Genomic DNA, 21,094 nt, shown 5'->3' on the forward strand with positions numbered 1-21,094 from the left:
GGCTCAGCCGCCCCAAGCCTCGCGATAGACGCGCAGGAAATTGCCGCCCATCAGCTTCTCGAGCCGCGCATCGCTCCAGCCGCGCTTCTGCAGGTCCGCAGCAAAGCGGCGATAGCGGTCGACCGAGTTATAATCCTCGACCATCGGATAGACGTCCACGCCCTCTCCCGGCGCTGCGATTCCGGCCTTGATCCGGTCGAGCGCCCACTTCTTCAGCTTTTCCTTCGCTTCGGCATCGAGGAGCTGCGGAAGGGGCCCATTGTCGGTGCCAATGCCGACATGATCTTCACCCGCTACGTTGGCGATATGTTCGACGTGACGCAGCAGGTCTTCGCCCTTCGGATGGCTGTCGAGCGTCAGGAAGGGCATGAAATAGACGCCGACAACCCCGCCCTTGTCCGCAACGGCCTTGATCGTCTCGTCGCTCGTGTTGCGGACGTGGTCGGTCAGCGCGCGGGCGCCAGTGTGGCTGATCACCAGCGGGCGCTTCGCGTGCGCAGCTGCCTCCGCCATCGTCCTTGCTCCGCCGTGGCTCAAATCCAGAAGCAGCTTTTCCGCCTCGATCCGCTCGATCGTCGCACGGCCAAGTTTGGATAGCCCTGCATTGGCCGGCTCGAGCGCACCGTCACCCGCTAGGTTACGGTTGTTGTAGGTCAGCTGAACGGTCAACACGCCGTCCTTCTTCAACTGAGCCAGGCGATCCAGCTCAGGACCGACCATCGACGTGTCCTGCGTGCCGACGATCACTCCGAGCTTCTTCTCGCGCTTCGCCTTCAAAATGTCGGCGGCGCTTTTGACCGGCAGAAGATAGTCGGGATTGGCGTTGAAGATGTTCTTCTTCTCGGCGATGGCCTTCTGGTAGTCGCCCCACGGGTCGACGACATTGCCGACCGGCATCACCGTGTCGCGGATGACCGTCACGCCCGTCTGAAGCGTTTCGATCCAGCCACGGTCGCTCATCCGCAACTGTTCTTCCGGCGTGTAGGGATCGCCGAGACCACCAAGTCCATCGATGATGATTGCCCGGTCGTACCAGGCGCTGCTTGCGCGCCGCTGCGCAAAAGCCGGGCCGGCGACCAGGGCCGCTGCGCCCGTCGCAATCAAAGTCCGTCGATCAACCTGCATGTCGCCCCCGCAAGTTCACGTATCAAGCAACAGTAAGCGCCTTGTCGGCGGCGCGTCCATCTGCGAATCAAATCTCAGAGATGGCGACCGACCCAGCCCGAATCACGACGCCGGAGCGCACGACCGAAGACGCGGATGCCGCGCTTCGCCCGAAAAGCCTCGACGAGTTCGTCGGCCAGCAAGCTGCGCGAGAGAACCTGCGCATCTTCGTGAACGCTGCGAAGAGCCGCGGGGAGGCGCTCGACCACGTCCTGTTTCATGGACCGCCCGGCCTCGGAAAGACCACGCTCGCCGGGATCCTTGCCCGCGAGATGGGCGTCGGTTTCCGCGCCACGTCGGGTCCGGTGATTGCCAAGTCCGGCGACCTGGCCGCGCTGCTGACCAACCTCGAGGACGGCGACGTCCTGTTCATCGACGAGATTCACCGCCTCAATCCCGCGGTAGAGGAAGTCCTCTATCCTGCGATGGAGGATCGTGCTCTCGACCTGATGATTGGCGAAGGCCCATCGGCTCGCTCCGTCCGTATCGACCTTCCGCGCTTCACATTGGTCGGAGCAACCACCCGCCAGGGCCTCCTGACGACCCCGTTGCGCGATCGGTTCGGAATCCCCGTCCGCTTGAACTTCTACACGGTCGAGGAGCTTGAGCAGGTCATCCGCCGGGCATCGCGGCTGCTGGGTGTCGGAATCACCGATGACGGCTCGCGCGAAGTCGCCCGCCGTTCACGCGGAACTCCGCGCATCGCCGGCCGGCTGCTCCGCCGCGTACGCGACTTTGCCCACGCAGTTGGAGCAGACGAGATCGACGAAGGCGTCGCCGACAAGGCACTTTCGCGACTGGAGATCGACGCGCTCGGCCTCGATGCAATGGATCGCCGCTACTTGACGATGATCGCCGATCTCTACGGCGGCGGCCCAGTCGGCGTGGAAACGCTCGCCGCAGGCCTAAGCGAGCCGCGCGACACCATCGAAGACGTGATCGAGCCCTATCTCATTCAGCTTGGCCTCATCGCCCGGACGGCACGTGGGCGCTGTCTGAACGGCCGCGGCTATACTCACCTCGGCCTGAACCCACCCGCCGGCGCGCAGGCAGGCCTGTTCGACCCGGGAGCGAGCCCCAAGTGATCCGCACTGCATTGCTGACCTTCGCCGCCGTCGCGGCTACACCCGCATCCGCCCAGCCCGCGGCATCTCCCGCAGCCGTCGATTATTCGAAGGACGCGAACTGGCTTTGCCTTCCTGGCCGGTCCGACATTTGTTCGACGCCGCTGCCGACGACCGCGCTTAATTCTAACGGCTACGGCTCTGTCGGACGCAGCGAAGTCGCCAAGGATGCGGCGGTCGACTGCTTCTACGTTTACCCGACGGTTTCTAACGATCGGGGACTGAACAGCGACCTCACCGTCGACAACAGCGAGCGCTCGGCAACACAGGTGCAGTTCGCACGCTTTGCCGGCGTCTGCCGCACCTTCGCTCCGGTCTATCGCCAGATGACGCTTGGTGCGGTGGCAGCGGCCGCGGCGGGCGCCGATGTCACCAAGCCGGCGATGCTCGCCTATGCCGACGTCGCCAGCGCCTGGCGCACGTACCTGCGGCAGTACAACGAAGGCCGCCCGTTCGTTCTTATTGGCCATAGCCAGGGCTCGCTCATGCTCCAGCAGCTCATCAAGCATGAGATCGAGGGCAAGCCGATCGCGAAGCAAATGCGGCTCGCCATCCTGCCCGGCTTCAACCTGCTCGTCCCGCAGGGCAAGACGGTCGGCGGCACGCTGAAATCGACGCCCATCTGCTCGTCGCCGGGCGAAACGGGTTGCGTCATGACCTGGGTCAGCTTCCGCGAGAAAAACGTCCCGCCCGCCGGCGCGATCTTCGGCAACGCGCCTGCTCCCGGAATGACCGTCGCCTGCACCAATCCGGCGAAACCCGGCTCGACCGCATGGGAGAGCCTCGACAGCTATTGGAACACCCGTTTCGGGCTACCAGTCCCGGGCGGTCCGATCAGCTGGTCGAGCGAGGGTGCGCCGCCGACCCAGTTCGTGCGGACCGAAGGTTTGGTCTCGGCGCGCTGCGTCAACGACGGCCAACTCGGCTATCTCTCGATCCGAACCAACGCCGACCCCAACAGCAAGCGCACGGACCGCGTCTACGGCGAGGTCGGGATCCTCGGCATGTTCGTTCCCGGCTGGGGAATGCATTTGGCGGACGTCGCCGAGGCACAGGGCGACATGATCCGCCAGGTCGAGGACGTCAGCGCTCGATCCAGAACAACTTCTCAACAGGCACGCTGAGCGCCTCCGCGAGCTTGATCGCGAGCATCGCGGAGGGTGTGAACACGCCATTCTCGACCGTGTTGATGGTCTTGCGAGTAACCCCGACACGCTCAGCGAGCTCGGCCTGAGTGAGGCCGAGCTCGGTCCGCCGCAATTTCAATCCGTTGGCGAGCCGCTCACCCATCGCGAAGCGCGTGACGCTCCAGCCGTGCGAAGGTCAGCATTGCTACCGCGATGGCAATAGTCAGGATGATGTGGACCGTGTCGCGGCCGGATACCGGCTCGAACAGGTCGACGACATAGATCCCGATAGCAGTCAGGCAGGCCGCCCAGAAGCCGTTCGCGAATCCGGTGCGGCGATGCTCCCGCGTAGTTTCGTCGTTGAGAAGGGCTCGGACCTCCGCCGACCGAAACCAGGCTCCGCCAGTCGCGAGCATCAGCAGTAGAACGGCCGAAAGCACGACCCAGGCCGCGATCTTGAAGTGGCCGGCTGAGCTGACGAGGTCGTGCCGGCTGGAAAAGTAAGAGGCTTGTTGCGACAGGAAGATCGCCGCGAGCACGAACAACATTCGCGCCCGCTTGCCGCTCAACCTCTCTGCCGTCTCGCTGCTCGTCTCAGCCATTCCAAATCCCCCAGATCAAGTAACCTATGCGTTACATGTAACCTTGGGGTTACACATGAGTCAAGCGCCCTATTTGCGGCGGGCGGCAGCGGCCGGTAAGCGAACGGGATGAGCCTGGCGCACCTCGACACACCCTATCGCGGCGGATTTGTCGGGGCGGAGCATCATTTCGCGCTGACAGTCTACTTCGAGGACACGGACACGGCAGGCGTCGTTTACTACGCGAACTATCTGAAGTTCATGGAACGTGCGCGGTCGGACATGATCCGCGCCGTCGGTGTCGACCAGGGTGCTGCCCTCAGGGGCGACGGCAGTGCCTATTTCGTGACCGAGGTGGACATCAGATATCGCAAGCCCGCGCGGCTCGGCGATGACCTGATTGTCATAAGCACCGTCGACGCCGTTCGCGCCGCATCCGTGGACATTCATCAGCGGGTCATCCGTGGAACGGAACAATTGACCGACGCGAGGGTGACAGCCGCCTACCTCGACAGCGATGGCCGGCCGCAACGCCAGCCGAAGGACTGGGTTGAGCGGTTCAATCGAATAACGACCGGGAAGTGATGCGTTTTATCAATTCAACCAGCCTGTTCGCCGTCGCCGCCTTCGTCGCGGGCACCGCGGCGCAAGCCCAGTCCGGAGGACAGATCGTCCTCGCGGTCCCGCAGTTTCCAACCCCCAAGAACCTGAAGACCGACGGCGGCGAAACCGGCGTCATCGGCATCCAGATCGCGCAGCAGATCGTGTCGGACCTTCGAACCACGCGGTCGATCTATCCGACTGGCCCTGAGAACCTACGGCACTACACTCCGACCGAGGCAGGTGCGCCGCTTTACCCGAACTGGGCGAACATCGGCGCCGGGGCGCTGGTGACGGGCTATGTCCAAGCGCGCGACGACGGCCGCATCAATGTCGTCTGCTATCTCTATGACCTGAAGCAGCGCCGAGAGATGACCCGCAAGGGATTCGCGGTGGCGGCAACCGAATGGAAGCGCGCGGCCCACCGCTGCGCCGGCGCTTTCTACACCGCGGTGACCAAGCGGCCCGGCCTGTTCGACAGCCGCATCGTTTATGTCGCCGCAACGGGTTCGCGCATGCAGCCGGTAAAACGCATCGCGATCATGAACTGGGACGGGACCGACCACAGCTATCTCACCCAGGGCGAAGTCACCGTGACCAGCCCGCGCGTTTCGCCGGATGGCGAGCACATCGCCTACATGAGCTTCGCCGGCGGAATGCCGCACATCCGAATCATGGACGCGGATGGAAGCAACGACCGGCAGCTCCTGCAATCCACGTCGATGAGCTTTGCGCCGCGCTTCTCGCCGGATGGACGCTCGATCGCCTTTTCGATGGCGGTGGACGGTAATACCGACATCTATGTGGTCGACGCGAACGGCGGCTATCCGCAGCGGCTGACCACCACGCCGGGCATCGACACCTCGCCGAGCTTCTCGCCAGACGGTCGGAAGATCGTCTTCGAGAGCGACCGCTCGGGCACCCAGCAGATTTACGTCATGAATACCGACGGCTCGGGCCAGCGCCGGATCAGCTTCGGCGGAGGCTCGAACTCCTCGCCCGTCTGGAGCCCTGACGGCGACAGGATCGCCTTCTCGCGCTGGAACGGTTCGACCATCGGCATCGGAATCATGAACGCGAGCGGCGGCGACGAGAAGCTCCTGACCAATGGCTGGCAGGACGAGGCGCCGAGCTGGTCCCCGGACAGCGAGTGGGTGATGTTCCAGCGGACCCAGCAGGGCACGGGCACTGGGTCGTTGCTGATGGTTTCGATCGGCGGCGGAGAACCGAAGGCCGTCGCCACGCCGCAACCGGGCGCCGACCCGAGCTGGTCGGGAGTGGTCCAATGATCATGCGTGCGTTGCTTTTGGCTTCCGCCTTCGTTGGTACCTCCGCTTCCGCCCAAGGCTACCAGCCCTATCCCTATTCGCCGGCACCCGCACCCGGATATCCCCAGCCGGGCTATCCGCAACCTGCGCCCGGCTATCCCGGCGTGCAGGCGCCCGTGCTTGCGGTCCCGGTGCTCGAACAGGATCTCAAGTTGAAGGCGGGTTCGAACACCGTCCGCTTCGGCCGCGACAGCTACGTGCTGACCCCGCAGTCCCAGGCCACGCTGACCGCCCAGGCCCAGTGGTTGATCATGCATCCTTATGTGAACGCGAGCATCGAGGGTCATGCCGACGTCCGGCAGACGCGCGATTACGCGCTGGCGCTCGGCGAGCGGCGCGCGGCGGCGGTTCGTAATTACCTGATTGCGTCAGGCGTGCCGCCCCAGCAGCTTCAAATTGTCAGCTGGGGCCGGGAACGTCCGACCAGCGATGCGGTCCATGACGCGACCTGGTTGCAGAACAGCCGCGTCGTCACCGTCTTGAAGCAGCCGCCGCAGCAACTGCAGCCCTGGATGCCGCCGCAGCCTTGGCCGCAGCCACAGCCCGGAAATCGTTAGGCGGCGTAGCGCTGGTGCGAGCCGAGCCAGGCACGCGCCTGGCGCTGGGCCTCGGCGATCTCGCGAGCAGTCATCTCGATGGCGATCTCGGCGCGGCACTGCTGCCCGCGAGTGCAGCCATTGAGAGCCGCGAGGTTGAACCACTTGTGCGCTTCGACGAGGTCGACCGTGATGCCCCCCCGGCCGGTCGAATAGGTGACGCCCAGTTCGAACAAGGCGTCGACATTGCCGCGCTCGGCATCTGCGAGGCGGCTGCGGATAAGGAATTCCGCGCTCTTCTGGCTAATTGCACCCACTTGAACTCTCCCCCTGGTACGGGGTGAACTTCGGACGCAGATGGCAAATAAATGGTTAACGGCGTCGTGGCGTCAGAGTCACAGTCCGACGGCGATATTGTCGATGAGGCGCGTGCGGCCGATTAGGGCTGCAGCAATCAGGCGCATCGGGCCGCCCGCCTGCTCCAGCGGTTCAAGCGTCAGCGCATTGACGAGGGCAACATAGTCGATCCGCGAAAAGCCGGCCCTCGTCAGCCGTGCCTTCGCAGCGGCCAGCGCATCGCTAACCAGCAGGCCGGATGAAATCGCCTCCGCCGCCTCGTTGAGTGCGCGCGGAAGCTCCACTGCATTACTTCTCTCTTCGGGCGAGAGGTAGGCGTTCCGGGATGATAGAGCCAAGCCATCCTCGTCCCTGACAGTTGGTACGCCCAGGACCTCGATGCCGAGCTGCAGGTCCAGAGCCATCCGCCGAATGACGGCGAGTTGCTGGAAATCCTTCTCACCGAACAAGGCGATGTCGGGCCGCACCGCGCACAGCAATTTTGCAACGACCGTCGCGACGCCATCGAAATGGCCGGGCCGCGCTTCCCCTTCCCAGCGGTCGCTTACCCCCTTCACGCTGACCGTCGTCGCGAAGCCGGCCGGATAAAATTCAGCGGGCTGCGGAAGCCAGAGCAGGTCGCAGCCCGCCTCCTCCAGCATGGCGGCGTCCTTCTCTTCCTGCCGGGGATAGCGATCAAAGTCCTCGTTCGCGCCGAACTGGAGCGGATTGACGAAGATCGTCGCAGCGACACGGTCGGCGACACGGCTTGCTTCCGTGATCAATTTGAGATGTCCGGAGTGGAGAGCGCCCATGGTCGGAACGAGCGCCAGACTCTTTCCGCCGTCCCCCATGGCAATGAGGGCTGACGGCAATTGGCTGGCCTCACGGATTATTTGCAAGGAATCCGACCTTTAAGTAAACGGTTAACGGGGCGCGGTTCTTGGAGCCGCGTGGGAAAAGTGCAAGGGGGGTGGGGAACATGGCCCAGCCGCATTTCATCGTCTTCGCCAATGAAAAGGGCGGAACCGGCAAGTCGACCACTGCCGTTCACACCGCTGTCGCCCTCGCAGCGACCGGACATGTCGTTGGCGCGCTCGACCTGGACAGCCGACAGCGGACCATGACCCGCTATCTCGAGAACCGCGATGCGACGATGCGCCGGCTCGGCAAGAACCTGCCTCAGGCAAAGTATCGCGTATTCGAAGGCGACAGCGTCGAAGGCCTCGATCTCGCCCTGCGCGAGCTCAGCGAGGAGGTCGACGTTATCGTTGTCGACACGCCCGGCCGCGACGATCCGATCGCTCGCGCGGCAATTCTCAAGGCAGACACATTGGTCACTCCGATGAACGACAGCTTCGTCGATCTTGACCTGATCGGCCAGGTTCATCCGGAAAATTACAAGATAACGCGGCCCAGCTTCTATGCCGAGCTGATCTGGAACAGCCGGACGCAGCGCGCGAAGAACACCGGCAAGAGCGTCGACTGGGTCGTGCTCCGCAATCGCCTGCAGCACATCGAGAGCCACAACCTGCGCCGAGTCGGCGCGGCGCTCGACGAACTGGCCCGCCGGGTCGGCTTCCGGGTCATCCCGGGCCTGGGCGAACGCGTCATCTATCGTGAACTGTTCCCGAAAGGCCTCACCCTGCTCGATTTCGAGCAGCTCGGTGAAGTCGGCATCGGTCACATCACCGCTCGGCAGGAGCTTCGCGAGATGATCGCGGGGCTCGGCATTCCTGACCCCGGCGTCGAAGAGCCCATCGCAGCGGCAGGTTGAACGGCAGCGCCGATTGGGTCATTGCGGCGCGCCGAACCAAGTTCCTGTTAAATAGCGAGTTCAATGACCCATAGCTTCGATCGCACCATCCTTCGCGAGTACGACATTCGCGGAATCGTTGGAAAAACGCTGAATGAGGCCGATGCCTATGCGCTCGGCAGGACTTTCGCCGCTCTGGCCACCGATGAAGGCGCAACCCGCATCGCCGTAGGCCGGGACGGCCGTACTCACTCGCCGATCCTCGCGGCCGAGCTGATCCGCGGCCTGATCGAAGGCGGCATCAACGTCGACGACATCGGTATCGGACCCAGCCCGATGCTCTATTTCGCCGTCTCCACGCTGAGCGTGCAGGGTGGAATCCAGGTCACCGGGAGCCACAACCCGTCCGACTATAATGGGTTCAAGATGCTCCTGAACGGCCGCTCGGTCTTTGGCGATGAGATTCAGACGATTGGCCGCCGCGCTGCCGACGGCGACTGGTCAGAGGGCCATGGCCACGTCGACCAGGTGGATGTGCTCGACACCTACGTGAATCGCCTGATGCAGGGCTTCCAGGGCGGAACGTTCCGCATCGGTTGGGACGCCGGGAACGGCGCCGCCGGTCCCGCGCTCGAGAAGCTCATCAAGAAATTGCCGGGCGAGCATTTCGCGATCCACACCGACGTGGATGGCACCTTCCCGAATCATCATCCCGACCCGACGGTCGAGGCGAACCTCGCTGACCTCAAGGCACTCGTCGCGGAGAAGAATCTTGATTTCGGAATTGCGTTCGACGGCGATGCGGACCGCATCGGCGCCATCGACAGCAAGGGCCGCGTGGTCTGGGGCGACCAGCTTCTGATGATCCTCGCCGAGCCGGTGCTGAAGGAAATGCCCGGGGCAACCATCATCGCCGATGTGAAGGCGAGCCAGATCCTGTTCGACCATATCGCCAAGATCGGCGGCAAGCCGCTGATGTGGAAGACCGGGCACAGCCTTATCAAGTCGAAGATGATCGAGACGGCGGCCCCGCTAGCTGGCGAGATGAGCGGCCATATCTTCTTCAAGCATCGCTGGTACGGCTTCGACGATGCGCTCTATGCAGCCGTTCGCCTGATCGAGGCCCTTAACGCATCGGGCAAATCGCTGACCCAGATCGTCGACGAAATGCCGAAGTCGATCGTGACTCCGGAGCTTCGTTTCCCAGTCGATGAAAGCCGCAAGTTCGCCGTCATAAGGGAAATCCTCGCGCGGCTTTCGAGCAATGGAGCGCGGGTGGATGCGACCGACGGCGCTCGCGTGATGACCGACGATGGGTGGTGGCTGCTCCGCGCGTCCAACACGCAGGACGTCCTCGTCGCCCGCGCCGAAGCTCGCGACGACGCGGGCCTCGAACGCCTTATGGGCCAGATCGACGAGCAGCTTTCGCTGTCCGGCGTCGAACGCACCGAGGGCGACGGCCACTAAGGCCTTCGGTCCATCGCATTGGGAATTGACCGACTCGATTGGCAGGGAGCAGAGCCGGCGGCGGCCGCCAGTCTGTTGCGGACCCGCTTACATCGCGGCTGATCACGGTAGCGTACGCGTCTAACCCCCCAGACGTGGAGACTGACCATGACTGCACCGACGCCGCCGGGAGGCGGTGGCGATACTCTTGCGCCCGAGCCCACCACCACAACCCAGACCGAAACCCCAAAGAGGACCTTCGTGCTTGAGGAGCGCCCCCAAGCAGAAACCTCGATCCGGCTGTTCTCGTTTCGAGCGTCGGACGAAGATCTTGCCGACTTGAAACGGCGCATCGCGGCCACCCGATGGCCTGATCGCGAACTAGTCAATGACGCCTCCCAGGGCGTGCAGCTCGCCACAATGCAGAAGCTCGCCGATTATTGGCTCAATTCGCACGATTGGCGAAAGGTCGAGGCGAAGATCAATTCGTACCCGAACTTCATCACAAACATCGACGGCGTGGACATTCACTTCATTCACGTGAAATCGAAGCATCCGGACGCCAAGCCGCTGGTCGTCACTCATGGCTGGCCAGGTTCGATCATCGAGCAGCTCAAAATCATCGATCCATTGACCGATCCGACGTCATTCGGAGGCAGCGCCGAAGACGCGTTCGACGTCGTGATTCCCTCGCTTCCGGGCTACGGATTCTCCGGAAAGCCGACCAAGCTAGGCTGGGATCCGCAGCGCATTGCGAGAGCCTGGATCACGTTGATGGGACGGCTCGGCTACGACCGTTTCTTCGCTTCCGGCGGCGACTGGGGCACTCCGGTCACCGAGCAGATTGCCCTACAGGCACCGAGGGAAGTAATCGCGATCCACACCAACATGCCCTTCGCGATGCCCGCCGATGTCGCAAGGGCAGCGTTCGCTGGCGGGCCACCGCCGGAGGGCCTTGATGCCGACGAGCTCCGTGCGTTCGAGCAGCTCAAGTTCTTCTTCGGCAAAGGCCTGGCTTACGCCCAGGAGATGGGGAACCGACCGCAGACGCTTTACGCGGTCGATGACTCGCCGATCGGACTGGCGGCATGGATCATCGACCACGACATCGACAGCTACAGGCTCATCGCCCGGGCGTTCGATGGCGTCGCGGAAGGCCTGACGCGCGATGACGTTCTCGACAACATCACACTCTACTGGCTGACGAAGACCGGAGTATCCTCCTCCAGGCTGTATTGGGAGAACAAGCTCGCCTTCTTCGTGCCGCTGGGCCAAACCGTGCCGGTGGTGATAAGCTCATTCCCGGAGGAGCTGTACCAGGTTCCGAAGAGCTGGGCCGAGAAGGCCTATTCCAACCTGATCTATTACCAGCGCCACCCGAAAGGCGGCCACTTCGCTGCCTGGGAGCAACCGCAAGCGTTCGTGGACGACCTGCGTAACGGGTTCAGGTCGCTGCGGTGAACGCCGCGCCATCGGTCGGCGCCGTTGTTGCCGCGCTGATGCTCGTCGTGGGGGGCGGTTCGCCGCTCCCCGCACAGCCTCGCCCGGCGGGTTCGACGCGTACCGATCTCCAGCGCCATGACCTCAGTGTTCCGGGTCGCGAGGTTTTCCAAGCGCGGGTCGACTTTGCACCCGGCGCATTTTTCCCGAGCCACACGCACCCGGGGGAGGAGATCATCTACGTTCTCGAAGGATCTCTCGAATATGAGGTGAACGGGAAGCCCGTGCGCGTCAAAGCGGGCGATGTGCTGTTCGTCCCCTACGGAGCTGTGCATTCCGCACGAAATGTGGGTGAGGGTTCCGCCGCCGAGCTTGCGACTTACGTCCTCGAGAAGGGAAAGCCGCTGACGGTCTTCGTCAAGTGAAAGACGTGATGCGGCTACCGCCAGAGTTGCAGCCTACCAACCGACGCGTCGAGGCCTTCTCAGACGCGGTATTCGCGATCGCGGTGACCATCATGGTCCTCGAAATCCGCGTTCCGGACACACTCGCCTTCGCAAGCGACATGGCTGCTCTCGAAGACTTCGCCACGCTGCTTGCAATCTACGTGCTCAGCTTCGTCGTCGTCGGCATCTTGTGGGCAAACCATCACTATCTCGTCTTCACTCTGCCGACGTCGGACCGAGCGACCATCTGGTTGAACAATCACGTCCTCTTCTGGGTGACGATGGTCCCGGTCGTCGCCCGATTCTTCGGCCAGCACCCGACGTCGCCGAGGGCGACCGCGGCGTATGCGTACGTGATCATGATGTGCACATTCGCGCTCACGCTGCTCAGACGACATGCCGCGCGCGTTACCGAGAACGAAGTTCACCGCGCGCTCCACCACCGTGTCTTTCGAAGGGCATGGGTGGCCATGGCGCTCTACGCTGCGGCAATCCCGATCGCCTTTATGAACATCAGGATCAGTTGGGCCCTGTTGCTGATCCTTCCCGCATTGTTCTTCCTGCCGGTCATTCGGCTGCAGGCCGCCAAGGACGAAGTTCACCGCGCGATGGAGCATTCCCGCCCCTGACTTGTGCTAAAGCGGCCCGCCTGACTCCAAGGAAGCAGAGATGGACGACGCGATGACGATTCAGTTCGACCTGACCCGGCCCACCGAAGACCAGCTTCGCGATCTCGAAGCCGACCTTAGCGACCAGGAGCGTCACGTACTTCTGGAACATGGGACCGAGGCACCCTTCTGCGGCGTGTTTCTCGATGAGAAGCGCCCCGGCGTTTACACCTGTCGGCTGTGCGGCCTGCCGTTGTTCAACGGCGGACAGAAGTTCGAGAGCGGAACCGGGTGGCCCAGTTTCACCCAGCCGTTCTCCGCCGATCACCTGACCTATATCCGCGACACCAGCTACGGAATGGTCCGGACGGAAATCGTCTGCGCCCGCTGTGGATCGCACCAGGGACACGTCTTCCCGGACGGGCCTCCGCCGACCGGCGAGCGCTATTGCATCAATTCGGTCAGCCTCGAGTTCACGCCCAACGGCGAGCCGCTGCCTGACAAGCTTGATCGTGGCGCGCCTGAGGGCGAGCCGCTGCCTTAATCTCAATCATCCTCGTCCTCGTAACCCACCAGGTTCAGTTCGCGCGCTTTGATCTGATGAAGCATGCACCAGTGTTTGAGCGCTTCCTCGCGTCCATGAGTGATCCACACCTCACGCGGCTGCAACTCGCGGATGGTCCAGGTCAGTTCGTCCCAGTCGGCGTGATCGGAAATCACCAGTGGCAGCTCGATGTTCGACTGGCGCGCCCGCTGGCGAATGCGCATCCAGCCTGATGCCATTGCGGTTACCGGATCGGGCAAACGTCTAGACCAGCGATCGTTGAGAGCGGATGGCGGCGCGATGACGATGTGCCCCGCCATCTCCTCCTTCTTCGCCCCAGCCGTGTGCCGCATCTCGCCCAGCGCGACGCCGAGTTCCTCATAGAGATTGCACAACCGCTCGATCGCACCGTGATAGTAGATCGGTTGCTCATGGCCGCGGCGACGAAGCTCGGTGATCACCCGCTGCGCCTTGCCCAGCGCATAGGCACCGACCAGCACCGACCGCGAGGGATCGGAATGCAGGCGATGGAGCAGCCGATCGATCTCGCTTCCGGTGTCTGGGTGGCGGAAGACCGGCAGGCCGAACGTCGCCTCGGTGATGAAGATGTCGCACGGCACTGGCTCGAACGGCGCGCAGGTCGGGTCTTCGCGGCGCTTGTAGTCACCCGAAACGACGATCCGTTCGCCCGCATGTTCGAGCACGATTTGCGCTGAGCCCAGCACATGGCCCGCGGGAACGAAGCGGACGTCTACCTCGCCGACGCGGAAGCTTTCGCCATAGGCGACCGGATTGCCGTTTTGCTCGCCGTAGCGGACGCCCATGATCGCCAGCGTCTCCGGCGTCGCCCAGACCGCGCTGTGCCCGCCTCGCGCATGGTCGGCATGGCCGTGGGTGACGAGCGCTCGCTCCTTTGGCCGAGAGGGATCGATCCACGCATCCGCCGGGCGCACGTAAATGCCTTCCGGAAAAGGCTCTATCCAGGAACCGAGCCGCGCCATCGGGAGCTATATAGGTCGAAGGACGGGAGAGTTCCCTTGTCTGCAGAGGAAGCTTCATGGACGAAACTTTGCTTGGACTGATGGAAATCGCCGGCCCGATCATCCTGTTCGTGATCCTGGTCTGGGTGGTATTGCGCAACCGTCGCAGCAAGGGCGAAGCGCCGATGAGCGTGACCGAGCGCGCGACACGCGAAGAGTATGCCGAGGAAGAGCGGCGCCGCCGCGAGGGGACTGACGACCGCTGAGCAACGAACCGGATCTCCCACTCGTCATCCGGAACTGGTTTGCCGCGCGCGGATGGGAGCCGCGGCGGCACCAGATGGACATGCTGCGGCTCGCGCGGGCGGGGAAGAACGCGCTGCTGGTTGCGGCGACCGGATCGGGCAAGACGCTCGCCGGATTCCTGCCGACGATCGCCGAGCTGACTGAGAAGCCGACTGAAGGTCTCCATACGCTCTACATCTCGCCGCTGAAGGCGCTGGCAGTTGATGTTCAGCGCAATCTGCTCGGCCCGATCGAGGAGATGGGGCTTCCGATCCGGGTCGAGACGCGCACCGGCGACACCCCCTCAGACCGCAAAGCTCGGCAGCGGATCAGGCCGCCGCAGATCCTGCTGACGACGCCCGAGTCCCTGAGCCTGCTGCTCAGCTATCCGGACAGCTTCACCATTTTCGAGAATCTCAGGACGATCGTCGTCGACGAGCTTCACGGCTTCGCGAAGGGCAAGCGCGGCGACCTGCTGTCGCTGTCGATGGCCCGGCTTCAGAAGATCGCGCCGAACCTCCGGCGCGTCGGTCTGTCGGCGACCATCAGCGATCCAGACGCATACCGGAGCTGGCTCGCGCCCGATGCCGACATGGACGAAGTCGAGATCGTCCAGGGCGATCCGGGTGCCGAACCGCATCTTTCGATTCTCATCCCCGAAGGCAAAATTCCATGGGGTGGACACTCCGGCCGCCACGCCGTCCGCGAGATCATGGACCTGATCGAGCGACACAAGACGACGCTCGTCTTCTGCAACACGCGCGGGCTCGCAGAGCTGATCTTCCAGGATTTGTGGTCGGCGAACGACAAGGGCCTGCCGATCGGAATCCACCACGGCAGCCTGGCGCAGGAGGCTCGCCGCAAGGTCGAGGCGGCGATGGCTGCGGGAAAACTCCGCGGGCTCGTCGCAACCGCCAGCCTCGACCTCGGCATCGACTGGGGCGACGTTGACCTCGTTGTCCAGATGGGCGCGCCCAAGGGTTCCTCTCGCCTTCTTCAGCGCATCGGGCGAGCGAACCACCGCCTCGATGAACCGAGCGAGGGTGTGGTCGTCCCAGGCAATCGCTTCGAATATCTCGAAGCACGGGCGGCGCTCGACGCGATCGACGATGGCGAGCTGGACCCGGAGAACTTTCGGCCGGGAACGCTCGATGTTCTTGCGCAGCACATCCTCGGCGTCGCCTGCGCGGCCCCGTTCGAAGAGCATGAGCTGCTGGCCGAAATCCGCTCATCCGCTCCCTACGCAGGCCTGAAGGATGAGACCTTCACCGAAGTCCTGAACTTCATTGCCACCGGCGGATACGCACTGAAGGCCTACGACCGCTTCCGTCGCCTGGTCCCGGCAGGCGACGGACGCTGGCGCGTCGCAAGGCCGCAGATCGCTGCACAGCACCGCATGAATGCCGGCGTGATCGTCGAGCAGCCGCTGCTCACCGTTCGCTTCCGCAACGGCCGAAGGCTGGGCACGATCGAAGAGGGTTATGCGTCCACGCTGGCGCCAGGTGACCTGTTCTTCTTCGCGGGCCTCAGCCTCGAGGTCGAGCAATTCAAGGACACGGACGTCATCGTCCGCGCCTCGTCCAGGTCCGGGCGTATCGTCACCTACGGCGGACAGCGCATGTCGATGTCGACGCACCTCGCCAATCGCGTGCGCCACATGCTCGCCGATCGCAACGACTGGCACCGCTTCCCCGATGACGTCCGCGAATGGCTGGAGGTGCAGGAGCGCCGCTCGACAATCCCAGAGCCGGAGCAACTGCTCGTCGAGACGTTCGAGCATGAGAAATTGCACTACATGGTCGCCTACAGCTTCGAGGGCTGGAACGCGCACCAGTCGCTCGGCATGCTGATCACGAGGCGGATGGAGAATGCGGGCCTGAAGCCTCTCGGCTTCGTGGCCAACGATTACGCCCTCGCCTGCTACGGCCTGCATCCGATCACCGACCCGAAGGCGCTTTTCTCACCCGACATCCTCGAGCAGGAGTTCGTCGACTGGGTCGAGCAAAGCCTCCTCCTCAAGACCGCCTTCCGTGAGGTCGCAGTGATCGGCGGGTTGGTGGAACGGCATCATCCGGGAAAGAAGAAGTCGGGCCGACAGGTCAGCTTTTCGACTGACCTCATCTACGACGTCCTCCGCCGCTACGAGCCGGGTCACCTCCTGCTCCGCGCGGCGTGGGACGATGCACGCGCGCGGATGACCGAGCTGGGGCGCCTTGTCCGTCTCGTCGACCGGGCCTCCGCGACGATGCTTCACGTCGACACCGGCCGCATCACCCCCATGGCGATCCCGCTGATGGTCATCATCGGCCGGGAGTCCCTGCCACCTGGGGCGGAAGCGGATGCCACTCTTCTTATCGAAGCCGAGGCGTTAGCCGACGAAGCGATGCGTCTTGGTTAGCGGCCGGCAATCTTGATGAACGCAGCACGACCAAATCTCTCAGCCATCGTTCACGAGCCGTAATGAAATCTGAAGCCCTGAGATTCGAAGGGGTGAAGAGATGACATCGCGATTCCTGGTGGGCGCAACCATGCTCGCCGTGATTACCGGCACGGCCGTCGCTCAACGTGTCGGCGAGCGGGCGCAAATTTTCGAGCGAGTGCGGGAGCGCGCCGCCCAGCGGCAGACGAAGCAAGCCGATCCCAACCCCAGTCGCATCACCGCACCCGGAGACTACCGGTTCACCTTCGTACACGACGGAATTTCGCGGGAATATCTCGTGCACGTTCCCAAGAGCTACCGCCCGAACCGGCCGGCACCCTTGCTCCTTGCCCTGCACGGAGGCGGAGGTGACGCCGATTTCCAGTCGGATGATGCGAAATACGGTCTGATCGGCAAGTCCGAGCAAGCGGGATTTATCGCCGTCTTCCCGAACGGGTACAGCCGCTTTGCGAGCGGCATCCTCGCGACATGGAACGCGGGAGCGTGCTGCGGAAAGGCTGTCCAGAACAAGGTGGATGATGTTGGCTTCCTGAAAGAAGTCATCGAGCGGGTATCTCGCCAGGCAAACGTCGACAGGAACCGAGTCTTCGCGACCGGTATGTCGAACGGGGCGATGATGTCGTACCGCCTCGCCTGCGAGCTTCCGGGCATGATCCGCGCCATCGCTCCCGTTGCGGGCACCGACAATACGTCTTCGTGCTCTCCGTCGCGCCCGGTGCCGGTGATCCATTTCCACGCCAAGGACGACAGCCACGTCTTGTTCAATGGCGGCCATGGACCGGACTCTCTCGTCAACGTCGATTTCGCGTCGGTGCCCGCCTCTATAAACAAATGGGTTACGCTCAACCGGGCCCAGCCCACGGCCAAGCGCGCGCTGACGGTTCCCGGCGCGCATTGCGACCTATACCCTGCGAGGAAGGGCGGCGCTCCCGTCGAACTGTGCGTGACGGACACCGGTGGGCACAGCTGGCCGGGCGGTGGCACCCAGCAGGGTCGCAAGCAGCCGTCCAAGGCAATCAGTGCGAACGACTTGATGTGGGACTTCTTCTCGGGGCTATGATGGGCAGATGACTGTTTCGAAACGAATATTGCCGATCGTCGCCGCGATCCCGCTCCTTTCAGGATGCGTCGTTGGAACGGTGGCGAAGACCGCCGTCGATGTGGTGACGCTACCGGTTAAGGTCGCGTCAGCCGGAGTGGACGCGGCGACGACCAGCCAGTCCGAGGCAGACGAGAAGCGCGGCCGCGAGATGCGCAAGCAGGACGAGGAGCGCGGCAAGCAGGCCCGCGCCATGGCCGAACGCTGCCGCAAGGGACGCGCACTTCCGACGGACGCCTGCCCCGTCAATCCGTAGCTAGCGGCCCCCCTTCGCCATGCTGGCGAGCTCGTAGAGATAATCGACGTAGAACATCGCCGAATCGTCAAATCCGGCGATCTTGGGATTCTTGCTGTCGATCAGGACCCATTCGTCAGGAGCGTGCGCGCCGCCGCCGGTACCGATTCCGAAGCCGACCGCGGGCAGGTTGAGCGGCGGTCCGGTGAAGGTCACGCCCGGCCAGGAACCCGCCGAGCGTGGCGACAGCGCATATTCGATCCCCGCCTTCTTCAGCGCCGCAATCTGCGACCGGATTAGGATGCTGTTCTCGTCGGTCTGGGTCGGACTGTAGCCGCCGCTGACGTTCACGACGATGTCGGAGAAGCCGTGCTTGGCAAGATGGGCCTTCAGCTTGGCGACGGCATCCTCCCGGGTCATGTCCGGAACCAGCCGCATGTCGATCTTTGCCTCGGCGCGACCCGGCAGGACGGTCTTGCCACCCGGGCCGGTGTAGCCCGCTACCAAGCCCTCGATGTTGATCGTGGGCTGCGACGCCAGCCGCAACTGGCTGGTCAGGAAGTCCTCGTCTCCAATCCAGTGCTTCACGCCGTAGATTTTCTTGATCTCGGCCTCGTCGGTCTTCTTCACGCCGTCAGCGATCAGCTCCTTTTGCCGCTCGGTCAGCGGCTTCACGTGCTCGAACCAACCCTCGATCGCCGGTGTATGGCCGTCCGGCCCGACGAGCGTGTTGAGCGCCTGGACGAGCCGCCAGGTGGGGCTGTCGACGATCGCGTGGAGGCTCGAATGCACGTCCTTTTCCGGTCCGCGGCCCCAGTCCTTCCCGCTAGAGATCAGCTGCAGCTCGACCACGCCCTTGGCGCCAAGCTCGACGGTCGTCGAACCGGTCGGCTCCTGACCGGCGCCGGGAATGAACACCCCCACGGCCTTTTTCATCGCCGCCTGGACCTCGGGATTGGCAACGATCTGCTTGAAATGCGGTGAGCCGATCTCCTCCTCGCCTTCGGCGACAAGGACAAGGTTCACCGGAAGCTTGCGGCCCGTGTCCTTGAACGCATGGAGCGCGGCCAGGAACTCCGTCTCCGGGCCCTTCTGGTTGACGGCGCCGCGGCCCACGACCGCTTTTCCTTCGGGACGATCGACGAGCTTTCCTTCAAGCGGCGGCGACGACCACTCGGACGGCACGTACTGCTTCACGTCGTACATGAAGTAGATGCCGAGCGTCTTGGCCGCGCCCGCGTCGAGCGTTGCGAACACGCCCGGAACTCCGTCCGTCTGCACGATCTTGGCCTGCTGAAAGCCGGCGTCGAGCAGGAGCTTTCGCATATACTCTGCACCGCCATCGACGTTGACCCTCTCCGCGGCGATCGTCGGCTGCGCGATCCAGTCCTGCAGCCGCTTCAGATTGGCATCGTGGCTCGCCTTTACCGAACTCGCGAGCTGCGCGCGGTTGGGCGTTTCGGCGGAAGACGGAATGGAGACGCTCGCAAGAAGCGCGGCGAATACGGCGGCGCGGAATGTGCGCATGGACGACTCTCCCCCTGTTGGGACGCAGCAAAGCCCCGTCCGGTCTTTCTGTCCAGCATTTGCCAATCTGCGCGAGGTCGCTAACCGCGTTATGTGCGTTACTTCCTCGACACCGAGTTCAACGGCTTCGGCGGCTCGCTGCTGAGCCTCGCGCTAGTTCCGGAGGACGGGGAGGAGTTCTACGTGACGTTGGGCTGTGAAGCCGCACTGCTTCCCTGGGTCGAGCAGAATGTCGCGCCCTTCCTGGACCATGTGCCGGTTGGGCTGGTCTCGCCGAGGCTCAGCCGCCGCGATGCGGCAATTGCTCTGTCGCACTATCTCGCGATCGATCCGCAGCCGGTGATCCTTGCTGACTGGCCCGAGGACATCTCGCAGTTCTGCAACCTATTGATGACCGGTCCAGGCGAAATGGTCCCTGTGCCGGCGACCACATTCCAGCTCGTTCCGCTGGGCGGATTCAGCACGGCCTCGAACAGCGCCGTGCCGCACAACGCCTTGCACGATGCCCGCGCATTGAAAGATCATATTCTGGGGCTTGAGCCCTGAAGCCGCTCGTCTAAACCGAAGCGATGGTTCCCTTTTCGTTCGCAGGCGAAACGTTTGTCGCGTCACCCGAAGGTGCGCTTCACTGGCCTGCGCAAAAAGCGCTGCTGGCGGCCGACCTGCACCTTGAAAAGGCAAGCTGGTTCGCGCGGCTGGGACAGTTCCTCCCGCCCTACGATTCGGTCGCCACGCTCACCGCCCTGGCGGCCGTCGTTGAGGCGACCGGAGTCGAGAAACTCTACTGCCTCGGCGACAGCTTCCACGACCGCTTCGGCTGCGAACGCTTGCCCGATCAGGCGCGCAGCCTTCTCCTGGAAATGACGACCAAGCTCGACTGGACCTGGATCCTGGGCAACCACGATCCGGGCTTCGCGGATCATTGCGGGGGCAAGCTGGTCGAAGAAATCGAAGTCGCAGGCATCACCCTCCGCCACGAGGCGGACCGGAGCGATCCCCGGCCGGAAATGTCAGGCCACTTCCATCCCAAGTATCGCGTCAATATCCGGGGGCGCCATGTCTCTCGTCGCTGCTTCGTCGCATCGTCGACCAAGCTGATCCTACCCGCCTTCGGTTCGCTGACAGGGGAACTCGACGCCTCCCATCCCGAAATCGTGAAGCAGGTCGGCCCCGCCGCTTCGGCTCTCGTACCACTGCAGGACCGGATTCTCCGTTTCCCGCTAGCGGCTTAGGCCTTGCCGGGCGTCGGCATGTGCAGTTGAGCCGTTTGCAGAGTACAATGTCGGCTATGGAGTCGCAGCGGGACTATCTAAATCGCCGGGCCCTCGAGGAAGAGGAAGCAGCCGCTCGCGCAACCTGCGAGAAGGCCCGCGAACTGCACGAGGAAATGGCATCCCGATATCGCGACGCTGCTGGCGCCAACGACGAAGGGCGCGAGGTCGAAGGCGAACTGGCGACGACCTTGCCGGCGGGCTTCCGAATCATCGAGTAA

Annotated in this window: 25 protein-coding genes; 18 read left to right on the forward strand and 7 right to left on the reverse strand. The window is 63.6% G+C overall.

The features are described 5' to 3' along the window. Positions 1-3: 3 nt before the first annotated feature. Positions 4-1,125, reverse strand: a complete 1,122-nt coding sequence (locus ACMC5O_RS09945) for a dipeptidase (protein WP_426692784.1) — start codon at positions 1,123-1,125, stop codon at positions 4-6. Positions 1,126-1,205: 80 nt separating this feature from the next. Between ACMC5O_RS09945 and ruvB the strand changes: the two genes are divergently transcribed. Next, complete coding sequence (ruvB, locus tag ACMC5O_RS09950) at positions 1,206-2,249, forward strand: Holliday junction branch migration DNA helicase RuvB (RefSeq protein WP_426692785.1); 1,044 nt, start codon at positions 1,206-1,208, stop codon at positions 2,247-2,249. Continuing rightward, positions 2,246-3,412, forward strand: a complete 1,167-nt coding sequence (locus ACMC5O_RS09955; protein ID WP_187708913.1) for a DUF3089 domain-containing protein — start codon at positions 2,246-2,248, stop codon at positions 3,410-3,412. The genes ruvB and ACMC5O_RS09955 overlap by 4 nt, the downstream gene beginning before the upstream one ends. Here the strand turns inward: ACMC5O_RS09955 and ACMC5O_RS09960 are convergent. Further along, a complete protein-coding gene (locus tag ACMC5O_RS09960; RefSeq protein WP_187708912.1) occupies positions 3,372-3,578 on the reverse strand; it encodes a helix-turn-helix transcriptional regulator in 207 nt (68 codons plus the stop codon). The two genes, ACMC5O_RS09955 and ACMC5O_RS09960, sit on opposite strands and share 41 nt — an antisense overlap. Further along, a complete protein-coding gene (locus tag ACMC5O_RS09965) occupies positions 3,571-4,017 on the reverse strand; it encodes a hypothetical protein (protein WP_187708911.1) in 447 nt (148 codons plus the stop codon). The genes ACMC5O_RS09960 and ACMC5O_RS09965 overlap by 8 nt, the downstream gene beginning before the upstream one ends. 108 nt (positions 4,018-4,125) lie before the next feature. Here ACMC5O_RS09965 and ACMC5O_RS09970 point away from each other — a divergent pair, with 108 nt between their 5' ends. Genes ACMC5O_RS09970 through ACMC5O_RS09980 form a run of 3 tightly spaced genes read left to right on the forward strand, consistent with a single transcriptional unit; the run spans position 4,126 to position 6,481 of the window. Then, positions 4,126-4,581 (forward strand): YbgC/FadM family acyl-CoA thioesterase, encoded by a 456-nt coding sequence (locus ACMC5O_RS09970; protein ID WP_426692786.1) that lies wholly within the window; start codon positions 4,126-4,128, stop codon positions 4,579-4,581. Beyond that, a complete protein-coding gene (gene tolB / locus ACMC5O_RS09975; RefSeq protein WP_426692787.1) occupies positions 4,581-5,885 on the forward strand; it encodes a Tol-Pal system beta propeller repeat protein TolB in 1,305 nt (434 codons plus the stop codon). Before ACMC5O_RS09970 ends, tolB begins: the two co-directional genes overlap by 1 nt. Further along, positions 5,882-6,481: an OmpA family protein gene (locus ACMC5O_RS09980; RefSeq protein ID WP_426692788.1), complete on the forward strand. Its 600-nt coding sequence runs from the start codon at positions 5,882-5,884 to the stop codon at positions 6,479-6,481. Before tolB ends, ACMC5O_RS09980 begins: the two co-directional genes overlap by 4 nt. Here ACMC5O_RS09980 and ACMC5O_RS09985 read toward each other — a convergent pair. Together ACMC5O_RS09985 and panC are read right to left on the reverse strand one after the other, a co-directional pair. Continuing rightward, positions 6,478-6,777, reverse strand: a complete 300-nt coding sequence (locus tag ACMC5O_RS09985) for a hypothetical protein (protein WP_426692789.1) — start codon at positions 6,775-6,777, stop codon at positions 6,478-6,480. The genes ACMC5O_RS09980 and ACMC5O_RS09985 overlap by 4 nt on opposite strands. A 78-nt stretch (positions 6,778-6,855) precedes the next feature. Beyond that, positions 6,856-7,698, reverse strand: coding sequence for a pantoate--beta-alanine ligase (gene panC, locus ACMC5O_RS09990; protein ID WP_426692790.1), 843 nt, complete (start codon positions 7,696-7,698; stop codon positions 6,856-6,858). 80 nt (positions 7,699-7,778) lie between these two features. Here panC and ACMC5O_RS09995 point away from each other — a divergent pair, with 80 nt between their 5' ends. The 6 genes from ACMC5O_RS09995 to msrB all read left to right on the forward strand — a co-directional run bounded on the left by ACMC5O_RS09995 (position 7,779) and on the right by msrB (position 13,036). Beyond that, positions 7,779-8,573: a division plane positioning ATPase MipZ gene (locus tag ACMC5O_RS09995; RefSeq protein WP_187708906.1), complete on the forward strand. Its 795-nt coding sequence runs from the start codon at positions 7,779-7,781 to the stop codon at positions 8,571-8,573. A 63-nt stretch (positions 8,574-8,636) separates the two neighbouring features. Then, complete coding sequence (gene pgmG / locus ACMC5O_RS10000; protein WP_187708905.1) at positions 8,637-10,019, forward strand: phosphoglucomutase/phosphomannomutase PgmG; 1,383 nt, start codon at positions 8,637-8,639, stop codon at positions 10,017-10,019. A gap of 147 nt (positions 10,020-10,166) precedes the next feature. Further along, positions 10,167-11,459: an epoxide hydrolase family protein gene (locus ACMC5O_RS10005; RefSeq protein ID WP_187708904.1), complete on the forward strand. Its 1,293-nt coding sequence runs from the start codon at positions 10,167-10,169 to the stop codon at positions 11,457-11,459. Beyond that, on the forward strand, positions 11,456-11,863 hold the full coding sequence (locus ACMC5O_RS10010) for a cupin domain-containing protein (protein WP_426692791.1): 408 nt from the start codon (positions 11,456-11,458) through the stop codon (positions 11,861-11,863). Before ACMC5O_RS10005 ends, ACMC5O_RS10010 begins: the two co-directional genes overlap by 4 nt. After that, positions 11,860-12,513, forward strand: coding sequence for a TMEM175 family protein (locus tag ACMC5O_RS10015; RefSeq protein WP_187708903.1), 654 nt, complete (start codon positions 11,860-11,862; stop codon positions 12,511-12,513). Before ACMC5O_RS10010 ends, ACMC5O_RS10015 begins: the two co-directional genes overlap by 4 nt. Positions 12,514-12,553: 40 nt before the next feature. Further along, positions 12,554-13,036: a peptide-methionine (R)-S-oxide reductase MsrB gene (gene msrB, locus ACMC5O_RS10020; RefSeq protein ID WP_187708902.1), complete on the forward strand. Its 483-nt coding sequence runs from the start codon at positions 12,554-12,556 to the stop codon at positions 13,034-13,036. Positions 13,037-13,038: 2 nt separating this feature from the next. Here the strand turns inward: msrB and ACMC5O_RS10025 are convergent, their stop codons facing one another. Further along, positions 13,039-14,037, reverse strand: a complete 999-nt coding sequence (locus tag ACMC5O_RS10025) for a ligase-associated DNA damage response exonuclease (RefSeq protein ID WP_187708901.1) — start codon at positions 14,035-14,037, stop codon at positions 13,039-13,041. A 56-nt stretch (positions 14,038-14,093) separates the two neighbouring features. Between ACMC5O_RS10025 and ACMC5O_RS10030 the strand changes: the two genes are divergently transcribed. The 4 genes from ACMC5O_RS10030 (at position 14,094) to ACMC5O_RS10045 (ending at position 18,096) form a co-directional block, all read left to right on the forward strand. Beyond that, positions 14,094-14,282 (forward strand): hypothetical protein, encoded by a 189-nt coding sequence (locus ACMC5O_RS10030; RefSeq protein WP_187708900.1) that lies wholly within the window; start codon positions 14,094-14,096, stop codon positions 14,280-14,282. Next, entirely contained in the window at positions 14,279-16,699 is a 2,421-nt protein-coding gene (locus tag ACMC5O_RS10035) for a ligase-associated DNA damage response DEXH box helicase (protein ID WP_187709817.1), read from the forward strand. The genes ACMC5O_RS10030 and ACMC5O_RS10035 overlap by 4 nt, the downstream gene beginning before the upstream one ends. Before the next feature lie 100 nt (positions 16,700-16,799). Beyond that, entirely contained in the window at positions 16,800-17,801 is a 1,002-nt protein-coding gene (locus tag ACMC5O_RS10040; RefSeq protein WP_426692792.1) for an extracellular catalytic domain type 1 short-chain-length polyhydroxyalkanoate depolymerase, read from the forward strand. Positions 17,802-17,808: 7 nt separating this feature from the next. After that, positions 17,809-18,096 (forward strand): hypothetical protein, encoded by a 288-nt coding sequence (locus ACMC5O_RS10045; RefSeq protein ID WP_426692793.1) that lies wholly within the window; start codon positions 17,809-17,811, stop codon positions 18,094-18,096. Here the strand turns inward: ACMC5O_RS10045 and ACMC5O_RS10050 are convergent, their stop codons facing one another. Then, complete coding sequence (locus ACMC5O_RS10050) at positions 18,097-19,602, reverse strand: M20/M25/M40 family metallo-hydrolase (protein WP_187708898.1); 1,506 nt, start codon at positions 19,600-19,602, stop codon at positions 18,097-18,099. It lies immediately after the preceding gene. A gap of 93 nt (positions 19,603-19,695) precedes the next feature. On the opposite strand from ACMC5O_RS10050, the gene ACMC5O_RS10055 reads away from it, so the two are divergent. The 3 genes from ACMC5O_RS10055 to ACMC5O_RS10065 are packed head-to-tail and all read left to right on the forward strand — an operon-like array spanning position 19,696 to position 21,094. Beyond that, the gene (locus ACMC5O_RS10055; RefSeq protein ID WP_187708897.1) at positions 19,696-20,148 is read left to right on the forward strand and encodes a hypothetical protein; all 453 of its coding nucleotides are present in this window, start codon (positions 19,696-19,698) and stop codon (positions 20,146-20,148) included. A 23-nt stretch (positions 20,149-20,171) separates the two neighbouring features. After that, positions 20,172-20,834: a ligase-associated DNA damage response endonuclease PdeM gene (gene pdeM, locus ACMC5O_RS10060; protein ID WP_426692794.1), complete on the forward strand. Its 663-nt coding sequence runs from the start codon at positions 20,172-20,174 to the stop codon at positions 20,832-20,834. A gap of 56 nt (positions 20,835-20,890) precedes the next feature. Further along, positions 20,891-21,094, forward strand: coding sequence for a hypothetical protein (locus tag ACMC5O_RS10065; protein WP_187708896.1), 204 nt, complete (start codon positions 20,891-20,893; stop codon positions 21,092-21,094).

It is taken from the genome of Sphingomonas sediminicola (assembly GCF_049991885.1).
Classification (GTDB): domain Bacteria; phylum Pseudomonadota; class Alphaproteobacteria; order Sphingomonadales; family Sphingomonadaceae; genus Sphingomicrobium; species Sphingomicrobium sediminicola.